Genomic DNA, 15,465 nt, shown 5'->3' on the forward strand with positions numbered 1-15,465 from the left:
GAGACGACTCATCTACAGCCGGGTCCAGCCTACCGGGAGCGCGCCCAACGACACTTCCAAGAATCGCCTACTAAGGTAGGAGAATGACCACACCGATGCCCAAGCCGGGACCACGAGCGTCTCGTCGCACCACGGTAGAGGAGATTTCCGCCGGGGGCATCGTCGTCGACTTCACACATCCGGAACTGACCGTGGCCGTGATCGCCCGGATCAACCGGGCAGGACGGATCGAATGGTGCCTTCCCAAGGGACACCTCGAAGGAACCGAGACCCCCGCTGAGGCGGCTCGACGAGAGGTGGAAGAGGAGACAGGCATCCGCGGGCAGATCGTCTGCCCCCTGGGCTCCGTCGACTACTGGTTCACTGTGACCGGAATCCGGGTTCACAAACTCGTCCACCACTTCCTGCTGCGTGCACGGTCGGGGGCGTTGACCGTGGATAATGATCCTGACCAGGAAGCGATCGACGCCGCGTGGATCCCCTTCAACGATCTGCGCTCCCGGCTCTCCTTCGCCAATGAACGTCGCATCGTTGCCGCCGCCCGCCCGATGGTCGCCCGATTGGAGCAGTGAAACCCATCAGTCATACGCGTTTCCTCCTCGCCCTGCTGAGCACGGTCCTGCTGCTCGCAGGGTCGGTTTTCGTGTTCCCGCTCATGGGAGCGAGCCCCGCAGCCGCCGCCGGTTCGGCCGCTGCCGATGGCACCTCACCGGACGGGAGCACGCCGAGTGAATCCGAGGTCTCCATCACTCTCGACGAGGTGACGCCCTGGGTCGATGAGAAGGGCACACTCACAATGCGCGGCATGATCACGAACTCCACAGATCAGGTGATCTCGAATCCTGAGCTGAGTCTGGCGATGTCCACGCAGAAGCTCGATTCCGGACGAAAGATCCAGAGCTGGAAGACCGACCAGTCCCAGAACCGCAGCATCGCCGACCTCGAGAACAACGGTCCCGCCGCCCGTAAAAAGGCCAAGAAAGCCCAGAAGTCAGCACAGGACACAAACGAGAAATCCGACCCGCGGACTGCAGTGGACACCACTTTCGACGATGAGATCGCGGCCGGATCCTCCTCGGAGTTCACGATCTCCGTCCCCGCAGAACAACTCGGGCTTCGGAAGTCCTCTCCGCTCTCGGCCTGGGGTCCGCGCGGTCTGAGCGTGCAGCTCGGCGATGCCACCGGGCGGCTCGACTCCGAAGTCGGGTTCTCCACCTGGTACCCGAGCCCGAAGTTCGACAAGACCAAGGTCAGCATCCTCGCCCCCGTGACGCTTCCGGCTCACACCGCTGACGGCATCATCGACCCCGACGACCTCGACAAGGCGATCGGCAAGGGCGGCTCCCTGACTGCGATCATGAACGTCCTCGACACTCCCGGTGTGGGCATCGCGCTGGACCCCCGGATCATCGCCTCCTTCGAATCTGCTGTAGCCGAACCATCAGGAGACGATGACGCATCAGAACCTGAGAAGAGTGGAGAACCCTCCCCACAGGACACAGAAACGGCGGCCAAGGGACCTGATGCCCAGAACATCGATCCCGGCGCAAACTCCAATGACCAAGGTGGCGCCGATGAACTCAGCGCCGACGAGGCGAAGGCCCAGGAAAAACAGCGCAAGCGCCTCGACACCTGGTATCACGACTTCCTCGACAAGGCGGAGACACACACCGTCATCGCTCTGCCCTATGGCGACCCCGACCAGGCGTCGCTGCTGGACAGCGACCTGAAGAGTCTGGGCACGTTCGCTCAGAAGCAGAGGAAGATCGTCAAGGATGTCCTACCGAAGGCCAAGACCGACATCGCCTGGCCCATCGCCGGCTCCGTGCAGCGCGATCAGCTGGCCGACCTCGCCGAGGCGGGTGACCAGACCGTGATCCTCAGCAATACCCAGCAACCGTCGCTGGCAGGCATCCACGACAATGCCCATTCGAAGACCCGCATCACGGCGGATGCACAGTCGTCGATCGACACCCTGATCACCGATTCGGCTCTGGCGCAGCAGAGCGCGGAGATCATCGGTTCCGATCATTCGGCCTCCGGCATCTCAGAATTGGTCGCGACAACTGCCGCGATCCAAGCGGAGACCCCCTACCGGACACGACACCTGCTGCTGCCCATGCCACGCACGGCAGCCTCGGCGGACTGGGAGAAGACGGTCAAGGCCATCGCGGATGCCCCCTGGATCGATCCGTCCGGTATCGATGATCTCCTCGACACCGACCCCGTGCCCCGCGGGCTGCTGCAATCAGGAGCGGACCCGAAGAAGATCGGAGCGAAGGCCATGCAGAGCCTCGCACAGACCCGGGCGACGCAGAAGAGGTTCAACAGTGTGTTCTCTGACACGGCGAGTGCGAATACACGGCTGGATCGGGAGCTGCTCAGCTGCACCTCGGTCGCGTGGGCCCTGGGCGGCAATGCGAAACACTGCGCCGATGGTGCCCAGGCTTCGAGTGAGAAGGTGAGGAACAGCCTCTACCTCGAGAAGGGATCCTCGGTGCTGCTGGTCACAGGGGAGGAGACGACCATCCCTGTGACGATAGTCAATGATTCACTCGCTGAGGCGACCATGAGCATCCGGATGAAGCCAAAGACCCCCCAGTTGCGGGCCGAGCCCACGGAGACCGTCGTCGTGCCCGCCCAGGAGACCATGCGCGTCGACGTTCCCGTCGAAGGCCTGGCCAACGCCGACGTGCCGACGACCATCGAGATGGTGGCCACCGATGACGTCGTCCTGCCGAAGAACGAGACACTGCTCGTCAGGGTTCGGGCCGACTGGGAGAACATCGGCACGGCCGTAGTCGGATTGGCATTGGCCGCTGTGTTCGTGATCGGCTTGATCAAGACGATCTCCCGCGGACGCAGGAAGATCCCCGAACAGCAGCTGGCCGATGCGATGGCCCGTGCGAAGAACGACGAATCGGAAACGAGGTAGGACTTGTCCAAGCTTTCATCATTGGCCAAATCCTCGGCCATCATGACCGCGGGGACCCTGACCTCGCGCATATTGGGCTTGGTCAAAGCTTCGCTGCTGGCTACCGCGCTCGGGATAACAGCTGTTCAGGCCGACGCCTTCGACGTCGCCAACAAGGTGCCCAACACCCTGTATATGCTCCTGGCCGGCGGTGTTGTCAACGCCGTTCTCGTCCCACAGCTTGTGCGGGCCTCGAAGAGGAAGGACGGGGGCCAGGACTACACGAACCGCCTGCTGACCCTGTCTTTCATGATCCTTGCGGCAGTGAGCATCATTGCGACAGCGGCCGCCCCGTTCCTCGTGTGGCTCTACTCTTCGGGGTGGGGTCCGGATCAGATGGCGTTGGCCACCTCATTCGCCTTCTGGTGCCTGCCTCAGCTGTTCTTCTACGGCCTCTACACGCTCCTGGGACAGGTGCTCAATTCCAAATCCTCCTTCGGTCCGTATATGTGGGCACCGGTGCTCAACAATGTCGTCGCCATCGTGGGGCTCCTTGTCTTCATCATCGTCTTCGGGACGGACAGTGCTTCCCCTCATGGGTTGAGCACCTGGACTCCATTCAAGATCGCTCTCATGGGCGGCTCGGCCACTCTGGGTGTCGCCGCCCAGGCACTCATCCTGATCTGGCCCCTGAAGCGCATCGGCTTCAAATACCGGCCGACCTTCGGCTTCCGCGGAGTCGGCCTGGCCACCGCCGGCAAGGTGGCGTTCTGGACCTTCGCCGCCATGCTCATCGGCCAGATCGGCTTCCTCATCATCTCCCGGGTTGCCGCCGAAGCATCGGTGCCGGGTGCGGGCAACGCCTCGAACGCCGCTTACACCAACGCCTATCTCGTGTTCATGCTGCCGCACTCGCTCATCGCGGTGTCGCTGGCCACGGCACTCTTCACCTCGCTGAGCAGGGACGCCGCCAACAATGACACGAAAGCGGTCGTCAACGACTTCTCCATGGGCGTGCGCATGGTCGGCCTGGTCAATTCCTTTGCCGTGGCGGCGCTCATCGTGCTCGCATCCCCGGTCGCGATGATCATCGCCGGCAGCGGTCGGGACCAAGCCATGGCTGTGGGGCTCGTGATCATCACCATGGTGTTCGGTCTCATTCCCTTCAGCGCCAACTACCTGGCACAGAGGGTCTTCTACGCCTATGAGGATGCGAAGACTCCGTTCCTCATCCAGCTCCCACAGGTGATCTTCCAATCCCTGGCAGTGTTGTCGGCCTCGATCTTCCCGAAATCGGTGACGGTGGCCATCATCGGCCTGACGATGAGCTTGGGATACCTCTTCGCAATGATCCTGTCGTTCTCGCTCCTGTCGAAGCGCCTGGGCGGGATTGACCTCCGCACAATCCTGGCCGCTCATATGAAGTTCTTGGTAGCAGCGTTGTTTGCCGGAATGGCCGGTTATGGACTTCTCTTCTTCTTCCCGGACTTCGCCCTGGCTGGTCGCTGGCAGGCGTTCGTTTCCGCCGCCGGCGTCGGCACGCTCATGCTCATTGTGTTCCTGGGAGCATGTTTTTTGCTGAAAGTCAGAGAGTTGCATTCGATTATTGGCGTCGTTGCTGGAAAACTAAGAAAATAGCCTGCGTATTGAATCCCCTCTGGAGGTGGTCACCCTGATCGATATCGAATCCGGCATGGTTGTTGCCGGTCGTTACGTCGTATCAACGGTCGACCGTCGGTGGCTCGAGGACAATCCGCAGGCTGGTGCTGTGTGCACGGCCCTCGATGCCATTCTCGATGAACCCGTACTCATCCACGTCGCCGATGCCGATGGTTCCACGGATGTGCTCGAAGCAGCACGACGGGTCTCCATCCTCGGCGATCATCGTATTGCCCCGACCTTGGATGTCGGTCATTCGAACGGACTCGACTATGTCGTGTCCAAACGCATTGCCGTCACGTCACTGGGCGAGATCCTGCCCAAGTCACCCCTGCCCATCGATGCCGCCCGCGCTCTCATCGGCGAAATCGGAACAGTTCTCGTCACAGCTGCCCGACGCGGCCTGTTCCACATGTTCCTGCGTCCGAATACGGTGGGGATCACGACCAAGGGCTCTGTCCTGGTCTCCGGCATCGGCATCGATGCCGCTCTGGCCTTGGGCACAGGAGTGATCCAGCCCGAGGACTACACACCGACGCAGGCATCTCGAGCGGATGCTCTGGGCCTCATCCGGCTGTACTATGCCGCGATCACCGGCTATTGGCCCGCTGCAGAGGCATTCAACGGGATACCGGCAGCAGGTCGTGAGAATTCCCGCATCGCGAGGGCCAAGTCCCTCAATCCTGAGATCTCCAATGAACTCGATGACTTCGTCAGCGGCATCCTCACCGGATCCGATCCGGGCCCGGGTTCCGTGGCCGAGGTGCTGGGCTACCTGGACGAGTGGGATGCGGAGCTGCTGCGTTACGTCAACCGTGCTCCGGTGCTCGACAACGACAGTGTATTCAACCAGTCGCCGCGCAGCTTCGACGAGGCGACGAGCCTGCCCACGTCACGATCGACGTCGCTGGGTTCGTCCACTGCGAACACAGCCAGCGATGACCAGGTCAAGGCAGCTCTGGTTCGCATCGGCATCACCCGTCCGGGAACTCGCGGACTGGCTGTGGGAGTCGTCGGCAAGACGACGGGACAGTATGCGGACCGTATGCAGATGCGCGAGGCCTCGAGCTTTCCGATCGGCAAGGATCAGCTCGACAATGCCGCCCAGGACTGGGAGGAGTGGGAGCCTGAACAGACCTATTCGCAGTACTCCGCATACGCCGACCATGAGTACGACGAGAATCTGACGTCTCCGATCATGAATCGTGACGCGCAGGACTCGGATCCCGACACCCAGGCTATCGAGATCGTCTCCGAGGACAGCATTGACGAGACCGAGGACGACAATGACACCCGCGTCATCATGGATGATGAGGATGACGGGTCGTGGTTCCTCGGTGGAATGTTCGAGACCAATGAGCAGCAGCGCGAGCATCAGCTGCGCGAATACGAACGCGAACGCCGTATTGCCCGGGCCAAGGAAGACGAAGCACGTCGGCGCCTCGCCGCGCTCGAGACAGCCTCGACGTCCAAGCGACAAGAGGCGAACGCCGCCACGCCACCCAAACAGGTGCGCAGGCTCTCGCCCACTTCCGTCGATGAGTCATACACCGATTCGTCTCGTTCAACTGCGCCCGTTCCTGCAGTCTCGCCCGAGCAGAAATCGGACGACACCTCTGGAGCTGGAGCGGCAGCCGGAACTGCCGGTATCGCGGGCGCGGCTGCTGTCGGGGCGGCTGGAGCAACGACTGACGGTTCGGTTACTGGTTCATCCGGCGGTGCGTCCGCCGGGGGATCTGCGAACAAAGGCGACGATTCGGATGACGACTCGTCGAATTCGCGCAAGCCGTTTGCCTGGCTGGTCCTTGCGCTGGTGGTCATCGCGGCCATCGTGATCTCGATCGCGGTCTTCAACTTCACATCCGGCGACGACGAGTCCGGACCGGTCGCCGAGACCTCGGCTCCGGCAAAGACCGATGACGGCAAGGACAAGAAGACAGAGAAGCCCAAGGCAGATCCGCCGAAGATCGACACAGTCTCGGTATTGGATCCCGAAGGCGACTATAAGGAGAACAACGACAAGGCTGAAGACGTCATCCCCAATACGGAGGGGTCATGGCAGACCGACCGCTACAATTCGGCAGCGTTCGGCAACCTGAAGTCCGGTGTCGGACTGCTGTTCGAACTCGAAGACACCACAATCGTGAAAGAGGTCGAAGTCAAGTCCTCAAACTCGGGCGGATCCTTCGAAATTCGCGACGGCTCCGACCCCGAAGATTCCAAGAAGGTGGGCGAAGGAGAATTCGACTCGGACGGCGTCACGATCAAGCTTGATGATGACGTCAAGACAGACACCCTGATTCTCTGGGTAACCGAGCTTCCCCAAGGCGAAGGCGGCTTCCGTGCCGTCATCAACACCGTCAACTTCAAGTAGAAACCCGATCCAGACGCATGTTCCTCGATTGCCCGGGGCAGACATCAGTGTGAGAGGCAGACACCGGGTGCGGGCAGATGCGACGAACTTCGCCTGAGACCAGATGCGGAATAGTCGCAAGCGCCGTACCGTTGTGCGTACGATAGGCAATCTGTGCCGCCATGGAGCGGGACACGAAGAACTCAGCGAGCAGGAACAGGGAATTTTCACATGACTGATACACAACTGGTGATCATCGGGTCGGGGCCGGCCGGATACACCGCAGCCGTTTATGCGGCTCGTGCGAACCTTTCGCCCGTGGTCATTGCAGGTTCTGTGACAGCAGGTGGTGAACTCATGAACACCACCGACGTTGAAAATTACCCCGGATTCCCCGCCGGCGTGCAGGGTCCAGAACTCATGGAGAGCATGCGCGAGCAGGCTGAGAAGTTCGGCGCCGAGGTGATCTACGATGACGTCGCGACCCTCAGGCTGGAGCCCGGCGCACATCAGATCGAAACAGCGTTGGGCGCCAAATACACGGCTCAGGCCGTCATCCTCGCGACAGGATCGGCCTACCGCGAACTCAACCTGCCCAATGAGAAAAGACTGTCCGGCCATGGTGTCAGCTGGTGTGCCACCTGCGACGGGTTCTTCTTCCGAAACCAGCACATCGCCGTTGTCGGCGGCGGCGACTCTGCTCTCGAAGAGGCGACATTCCTCACCCGTTTCGCCTCCAAAGTGACTCTCATCCACCGTCGTCAGGACCTTCGGGCTTCGCAGGCTATGCAAGATCGGGCAGCAGCCGATGAAAAGCTCGAATACCTCCTTGACAGCGAGGTCGCAGAAATTCAGGGCGAGGATTCGCTGACCGGGCTCACTGTCCGCAACACCGTGACAGGTGAGACGTCCGAGTTGCCGGTCACTGGCTTGTTCGTGGCCATCGGCTCGGATCCGCGCACCAGTCTCTTCGGCGACCAGCTCTCGCTGCGCGCCGACGGCTATCTCAATGTCGAAGGGCGGACCTCCAAGACCGCGGTCGAGGGCGTCTTCGCTGCGGGCGACGTCATCGATTCTGTCTACAGGCAGGCCATCACGGCTGCAGGATCAGGCTGCTCGGCAGCCCTCGACGCGGAGCACTACCTTGGAGACCTGGAAGCTGTGACAAAACAGGCCGAGGCCGTCACGGCTCACGCTTCACAGGCCACAGCACCGATCGGCTCCTGACAGATATCTGTCGGACGAAGTCAACGCCCACCACACACCGACTGCGCTTGACCGGACGAAGACCGACTGGCCATGTTGGGGAATGAAACCTGCGCAACGACTGTTTCCGCTAGAGAACATTGTTACGAGAAAGGCTGCTCATGTCGACAGAAGTCACTGATGCCACGTTCGAAGAAACCGTTTTGAAATCCGACAAGCCAGTGCTCGTCGATTTCTGGGCACCCTGGTGCGGCCCTTGCCGCATGGTCAGCCCGATTGTGGACCAGATCGCGGAAGAGAACACCGAGACGCTCAACGTCGTCAAGGTCAACACTGACGAGAACCTCGAGACGGCGAGCAAGTATGGAATCACCTCGATTCCTGCGCTCTACGTCTTCAAGGATGGTGAGGTAGCCAAGACCATCATCGGTGCACGGCCCAAACCGGCGCTTGAGGATGAGCTCTCCGACTTCATCTGATCATGTTCTAAGGCGCCTGTTGTACGATCAACAGGCGCCTTAGGTCTATCCAGATGGCAGACAGGAACACGTTCAGAACCTCGCACAGCAGATTGGCATGGCATTGACTCACAACCCACACCCGCAGTTTTCCCGCGGGGACAGCTCTGAGGTGTTGCCCAATATCAAATCTCAGATGGCTCGCCTGGGACTCAATGTCGGTCAGGCCGAATCTGTCGAATTCGACCGGGCCTTCGAACTCGGAGTCCGGCAATTCCAACAGGTGCGAGGGATCCTCTGTGACGGTGTGATGGGCACAGAGACCTTTTCGGAGCTCGAACGGGCTCGATATCAGCTAGGAGACAGAGTCCTCCGCTATGACCCCGTCAGAGTCCTTACGGGCGATGATGTACTCAGACTGCAGCGAACCCTCGCCGGCCTCGGGTTCTACGCGGGCCGCATGGACGCCGAGTATTCGGCAGTCACCGATGCAGCAGTCAAGGAGCTGCAGATGAGTCTCGGGACCAAGGCCGACGGTGTAGCCGGACCGCAGACACTGCGAGGACTCGACGCGATCGATCGCAAACAGGACACCGGCAATCTCTTCGCTCTCGAAGAGCGAGCGCGCGTTGCAGCATCCGGTACGTCACTCGCGGGTCGCACATTTGTCATCGAGGCAGCAACTACAGTTGTAGATTTTGAGACTCTGCCGATGACGCCAGCCCAATCTGAGACCGAACGACGCATCACTACGGATATTGCAAGCCGACTTGCCGGCCGCCTGGAAGCGGTCGGTGCGGGCGCAATCGTTCTGACAGGGGATGCCGTCGAAGTCAACAAAGCCGACCAGCTGGGTGCTTCTGCCGTGATTACCGTCACTGCCGACATCAACAAGGCCAAAGACGCAAACGGGATCGCAACCTTCTTCTTCGGACACGAGACTCACTCCGATATCAACTCACCGACCGGTGCACGTCTAGCTGAACTCATTCAAAGTGAGCTCGCGGCGCGGACAGGAATGAGGGACTGCAGGAGTCACGCACGCACCTGGTCTTCATTGAAACGTCTCCGCACCCCAAAGGTGCATGTAGTGGCCGGCTACCTGACAAATACAGATGACCTCGATAATCTCGAGGACGCTAACGTGCGAGATGCGATTGCTGATGGAATAGCGGCCGGCCTGCAGAGACTGTACGTTCGCGAAGACTCAGACCCCGAAACCGGAACTCTCAGTCTCGCTGAAATCAAAGCGTACAGCTAGGAACACAGGACCGTCTGCTTCACGTGAAACGCGTGTGCAGTTACGACCGGCACGACATTCCGCTCCCGCAATCCGGAAGCCGGAGGCAGCGGTAGAGACCACACCGTTGTCCAAGCGACCTTGCTCGCCTGTGCAACCACCACCCGCTGGCTTCTGCCAGCAACTTATCTCTGTGGCGTCTCCGCCCAAACAGCGCGCTGCACTGGAACCCGTCCGCATACGCAGCAGCGCGACGCCGTACACAGTTCTAATCGCGCTCGGTGCTCCACACCCGTCCACCGTCAGACACTGATGCAGACAATCAGACGCAGGTGATCCAACCGAAGTCCAAGAACCAACCGTCCAACGGACATCAGTGTGCAACAGACAAGGTACAGCCGCGAAGCGGTGACGTCGGCACCCACCAACGACTATCCGGTGCGCGACCCCACAAAGCTGTGCCCGGTGCATATAAAATGTCAATTCCATCGAAAACACCGTGGCAGAAGATCATGTCGGTGCTCACTCTTGGTTGAATTGCACTATCTGTTTCACGTGAAACAGGCGGAATGCAATCCAATCCACAAATCGATCGACGTCAGGAGACTCCGGGACACCCGATGTGCATCAAATAGAACCACCAGATGAAACGTGACCACTATCTGGCGAAGCGGTAGCCCGTACGTGCCAGACACCCAGACGGACCCGTTCCTCCGCCTACCCGAATAGGGTAGACCAGCAACAATTTCAAGTGCAGCAAGCATCCGCGCGGCGACTTTCAGTTCCACGTGCAACCGGCAGGCGTTTGACGAGTCCGGCGAGGCCGAATCGTCCCGCTGAAGAAGCAGCTCTAAACCCAAGGCGAAGCAGACTTATCACATAGCGTCCACATCGGATGGAATGAATACATCGCACTGGAGAATCAAACACCTGATGATCTGCCAACAGTTTCACGTGAGACATCGTGGCAACCGTGCCGAGATAGCAGATTTCAGAATCACGCCGTGATTCCGGACGTTCGTCGCATATTCAGGAGTGCCTCACAGCATAACCCGGCCCACCGGCTCCAGACTCCATATCGGCTGAGCTACTCAACCCAGCGGATCTGGACGCTCGACCCCAGCAAACCACCCGAATCGCACCCTCAAGATCCTCTAGCCTTTTCACTATTCACAAGCTATTCGGCGCGTTTCACGTGGAACAACTGATGGGCAGTTGCAGTGGCACGAATCAGTAGCCCGCGACGCTCCCGATCCTTGGTGAGTTCGGCCCGCTCCAACTAGCCTCGCATTGCCTAAACACGCGGGTGCCCCGAAAGGTCCTAACTGCGCTACAACGTACGAAAATATCAATAGTACCCCGCACTGTCAGGCGCGTTCTTGATCATGTTTCACGTGAAACGATGCTAAAGGTGCAAGCATTGAATGCGGAGGGGCGGCAAATCGGCGCGGTGGAGCCCACAAAGTTGAGCTAATTGAACGTGAACAAACACAAGTTGACCGCGACAAAGGCACTACGCTCACCGGATCTCACCTTCCCCGGCCAGCGAGGGGATCGGAAGTTGCTGCTCGACGGTTCGGTAGGCGCCGCGCGGTAGCACTTATGCTGTGAAGGGAACGCCACCAGACAATGTGACGACGTCAGCCTCGAGCCGGACTTTCCGTCGGTCAGGCAGCTCTGCGTCCCCCAAAATCAGCATTGGGACGCGACGTACGGGGCCACCTGTGTGCATTATTGCCATCGACCTGTATCGACACGCACTCCTGGTAAAAGGGGTATTCTGATCAGTACATTCCTGGCTGACGAATCGGCCGTTTCACGTGAAACTATCGCCGTTTCACGTGAAACGATTGTCGAGAACAGTCCCGATCGTCATGATCTGGAAAGCGGATGGGAGTCGGAAATGGCTCATAAACCTGCACCCATAACTCTCCACACACGTCGGTAGCCGTGCCGCCTAGCCAATTGCGCTGTATGTGACCATGCGTATGTGACCCATTCAATTCCGTGCGTCTCCGGCGATCGTGGTCGATTCGAATTCAGACTGAAGCGAGACTGAAAGATATCGCTCATTGTGGGGTCGTAGAATTCGGCCTATGAAAGTGAACTTCCTTATGTTTCACGTGAAACGTCGCGAGAGCGATTAGGGATTTGCCCACCACCACGATGAGACAGCTACGCCACGAGGCACTGGGCCGCCCTCATGAAGCTATGCTCGATGGACAATATGGAGAGATACTGTCCTAGTCAGACGACGCCCGAAAGGACAATCCAGATGCAAACCAATGGACACAGTTGATATGTGCCAGTCGCAAGATCGACTGACTGGCACCAGAGCCGGCGAAGGACACCCCATGAGAGGTTCGTTTCACGTGAAACGGAGTACTTCATTCACGGTGCCGGCCAAAGCCGCCCAGTGCAGACAGAGCGAAATCCCTCGCCGAACAATCAGTTCTTCGGCTACTACCCAGGGAAGACACCCTATGTTTATCCCCGGACCAGCGACGCGAGCACCGACAATCTATCCACGGGCGCCCTAGTCCGCAGAAAAACGCAGACACCAGCAAAGGTGTGTGCCTAAAAGTTTCACGTGAAACGGCTAAAGCAGATCGGCAGTACCTATGAATTAGCAACCTACGTCCACGGGCCAGAGACCGCCGAGTACGATAAAGCGCGAATGCAGACTCGCGGCGGCGGAGAGAAGCTTCTCCAAGCAGCGATACGGCCTTCCTGAACGGGGCGGGGACAAACGACACCCAGCTCTTCAGAAGCCTCTCACCCCTTCACCGAGCAGCAAAAGACGTAGGGCGGGTGAGAAGAACTCCCGCCCTTCTCACCCGCCCTACTTCCAGCTACGAGGAAGCAACTACTCAGTCGGTGTCTCCACACCAAGCAAACTCAGTATGCGATCCAGATCGTTCTGATTCGCGAACTCCACGCTCAATTTTCCCTTCTTCTTCCCCACCGTAATGTTGACTTTCGTGTCCAAACGATCACCAAGACGTTCCGCAACCTCAACAAACTGAGGCGCGACCCGAGTCGTTGCACGTGAACCATTCATAGAGTCGCCACGGTTCAGAAGCACCACGGCTTCTTCGGACGCTCGTACGGAAAGCCCCTCAGCGACAATGCGCTGAGCAAGAACTTCCATATGTTCCGGCTCCCGCAGGCCCAAAATCGCCCGAGCGTGTCCTGCTGAAATGACTCCAGCCGCAACACGTCGCTGCACCAGCGGCGGCAAGCGAAGCAAACGAAGGGTATTGGAAATCTGCGGGCGAGAACGTCCGATCCGTTCGGATAGTTCTTCCTGGGTACAGCCGAAGTCTTCGAGCAGCTGACCATAGGCAGCGGCTTCCTCCAGCGGGTTCAGTTCTGCACGGTGCAAGTTCTCAAGAAGTGCATCCCGCAACAGGTCTGTGTCATCAACATAGCGAATGATCGCAGGAATGGTCGACAGACCTGCATCCTTCGTCGCCCGGAGACGACGTTCACCCATGATGAGTTCGAAGCGTTCGGAGTCGCTGGGCTTCTGTCGGACAACGACTGGCTGCAGCACACCGATCTCGCGAATGCTGTGGACAAGTTCGCTGAGCTGGTCTTCATCAAAGAACGTCCGCGGCTGACGAGGGTTGGCATCAATGCGATCGACGTCAATCTCGCCGAATTCTGTATCCGGGATCGAATCCACACCCGCGCGATCGGTATCTTCTCGCGATGGCGAATGGTCATCCTCCCCAGCCGCAGCCAGCTCTGATGAAGTCGTTGAGGGCTTTAATGTGGTATCTACTTCATCTGTAGTTTTCGATGTCTGAGTCGCGGGTTCGCTCGGCGCCTCGTCGAAGACCTCATGGCCCGACCTGTAGACCCCAGGATGCGTCTCCGAAACATCGTCGTCATGTACCGACTCTTCATCTCTTCCAGCTTCAGTCGGGTCACTGAAATCGGCTTCTACACCAGGCTCGGCGGTTTCAACGACACGCGCTTCCAACACGCCGGTGTTGTTGAGCTCCGGATCTGGTGTGACCTCCACAGCGGCAGAGGACGACGCAGAATCGGACTCTGGCGCGGTCGTTCCCTGAGCGGACGCGGCTGTCGGTTTCGAGCTCGCCGCGGCGTCGCTAGTCGCCTTGGTGGAGGACCGTCGGGCCGGCGTCTTTGCCCCTGGCGACTTGGGGCCGGCTGAGGCCCCGGACGTCGATTTAGTGCCGGGCGATTTCTTCGCGTTTGTCGTCGCGCGGCTCGTCGTCGCCGTGGATACAGTCTTAGCTGACGAATCTGCGGCCGGGGTTGCATCGGCCGCTTCCGTCCCAGCCGATTTGGCCCCTGCAGCGGCCTTCTTCGACGCCGCTTGAGAAGCGCCGGTCTTGGGTGAGGTTGCTGCCGCGGCCTTCTTCGTGGAACCGGTTTTCGCGGTCGCACTTTTCACAGCTGCACTCTTCGACGAGGACAGCTCTGAAGCGTCAGCATCCCTCTTGGAGGTCTTCTCTGTCGATGATCCAGAGGCGGATCCATCCTTAGGCTTACGCCGACGTGAGGACTGCATCGAGGCTGCAGGATCCGTGCGAGCGGCCCGAGGTGCCTTCGGCTCCTCTGTGCTCTGGTCGGCCTCTTCAGCTTCGCCACCGGAGAAGAACACGTCGACTGGACGGTCGCTCGACGCCGCATCCGGTATCAAAGCTCCTAGCCCACGACCCAAGCCACGCTTTCTGCGTTCAGCCACGATTTACTCCTCGTTGTGCGATTTCTTCGGCTGCTTCCCGATAGGACAAAGCGCCACTGGAATGGGGATCATACGAAATGACAGTCTGGCCGTAGCTTGGAGCCTCCGAAATGCGCACGGAGCGCGGAATCGCGGAAGACAGGACCTGTTCGGGGAAATGTGTGCGAACATCATCGGCTACCTGTGCGCTGAGATTTGTTCGGCCGTCGTACATCGTCAGCAGGATGGTGGAGATCGCGAGCTTGGGATTCAGATGCTTCTGGATCAACTGAATATTCTTGAGCAGCTGGCTCAATCCCTCAAGGGCATAGTATTCACACTGAATCGGGATCAAGACTTCCCGGGCGGCAACGAACGCATTGACTGTCAGGAGTCCGAGGCTCGGAGGACAGTCCACGATGACGTAGTCGACTCGATTCCCCGCCGCAGCTTCTTCATCGAGATAGAGACTCAGAGATCTCTGCAGGCGCTGTTCTCGCGCGACAAGCGACACCAGCTCGATTTCTGCGCCGGCCAGGTCGATCGTCGCAGGCACACATGTGAGGGTCTCGAAGTCCGGGCATTGGGCGACTGCTTCACGCATGGGCACGTCATCGATGATCACATCGTAGATACTGGTCACTTCGGAATAATGGTCAATGCCCAGAGCGGTACTCGCATTGCCCTGTGGGTCGATGTCGATCAGCAGAACGTTGAGGTTCTGATTCGCCAGCGCGGCAGCGATATTCACAGCAGTAGTGGTTTTCCCGACGCCGCCCTTCTGGTTGGCGATCGTGAAGATCCGGGTAGAGTCCGGTTGTGGAAAACTCGCCTGTGACAGTCGATCGGCGCGACGATTGTCGCGCGCGATTGCAGCACCTATGGGAGACGACTCGTCCATGATCGGCATTCGGCGCACTCCATCATCCATTGGTT

Annotated in this window: 9 protein-coding genes; 7 read left to right on the forward strand and 2 right to left on the reverse strand. The window is 59.4% G+C overall.

Annotation, left to right across the window (positions count from 1 at the left end; translation table 11 throughout):
* Positions 1–83 precede the first annotated feature (83 nt).
* The 7 genes from BANT918_RS03160 (at position 84) to BANT918_RS03190 (ending at position 9,851) form a co-directional block, all read left to right on the forward strand.
* Complete coding sequence (locus tag BANT918_RS03160; RefSeq protein WP_101618914.1) at positions 84–572, forward strand: NUDIX domain-containing protein; 489 nt, start codon at positions 84–86, stop codon at positions 570–572.
* Positions 569–2,935 (forward strand): DUF6049 family protein, encoded by a 2,367-nt coding sequence (locus BANT918_RS03165; protein WP_101618915.1) that lies wholly within the window; start codon positions 569–571, stop codon positions 2,933–2,935. The genes BANT918_RS03160 and BANT918_RS03165 overlap by 4 nt, the downstream gene beginning before the upstream one ends.
* A gap of 3 nt (positions 2,936–2,938) precedes the next feature.
* Positions 2,939–4,552: a murein biosynthesis integral membrane protein MurJ gene (murJ, locus tag BANT918_RS03170; protein ID WP_101618916.1), complete on the forward strand. Its 1,614-nt coding sequence runs from the start codon at positions 2,939–2,941 to the stop codon at positions 4,550–4,552.
* Positions 4,553–4,577: 25 nt separating this feature from the next.
* Positions 4,578–6,947, forward strand: a complete 2,370-nt coding sequence (locus BANT918_RS03175; RefSeq protein WP_101618917.1) for a virulence factor MviN — start codon at positions 4,578–4,580, stop codon at positions 6,945–6,947.
* Positions 6,948–7,157: 210 nt separating this feature from the next.
* On the forward strand, positions 7,158–8,153 hold the full coding sequence (gene trxB, locus BANT918_RS03180) for a thioredoxin-disulfide reductase (RefSeq protein ID WP_101618918.1): 996 nt from the start codon (positions 7,158–7,160) through the stop codon (positions 8,151–8,153).
* A gap of 140 nt (positions 8,154–8,293) precedes the next feature.
* Positions 8,294–8,611 carry a thioredoxin gene (gene trxA, locus BANT918_RS03185; RefSeq protein WP_101618919.1) on the forward strand — a complete coding sequence of 106 codons (318 nt, stop codon included), beginning with the start codon at positions 8,294–8,296 and terminating at the stop codon, positions 8,609–8,611.
* A 97-nt stretch (positions 8,612–8,708) separates the two neighbouring features.
* Positions 8,709–9,851 carry an N-acetylmuramoyl-L-alanine amidase gene (locus tag BANT918_RS03190; RefSeq protein WP_324761548.1) on the forward strand — a complete coding sequence of 381 codons (1,143 nt, stop codon included), beginning with the start codon at positions 8,709–8,711 and terminating at the stop codon, positions 9,849–9,851.
* A 2,845-nt stretch (positions 9,852–12,696) separates the two neighbouring features.
* Here the strand turns inward: BANT918_RS03190 and BANT918_RS03195 are convergent.
* The gene (locus tag BANT918_RS03195) at positions 12,697–13,860 is read right to left on the reverse strand and encodes a ParB/RepB/Spo0J family partition protein (protein WP_233430334.1); all 1,164 of its coding nucleotides are present in this window, start codon (positions 13,858–13,860) and stop codon (positions 12,697–12,699) included.
* A 682-nt stretch (positions 13,861–14,542) separates the two neighbouring features.
* Positions 14,543–15,439, reverse strand: a complete 897-nt coding sequence (locus BANT918_RS03200) for a ParA family protein (protein ID WP_101618922.1) — start codon at positions 15,437–15,439, stop codon at positions 14,543–14,545.
* Positions 15,440–15,465: the final 26 nt, after the last annotated feature.

The organism is Brevibacterium antiquum CNRZ 918 (assembly GCF_900169145.1).
GTDB classification, from domain to species: domain Bacteria; phylum Actinomycetota; class Actinomycetes; order Actinomycetales; family Brevibacteriaceae; genus Brevibacterium; species Brevibacterium koreense.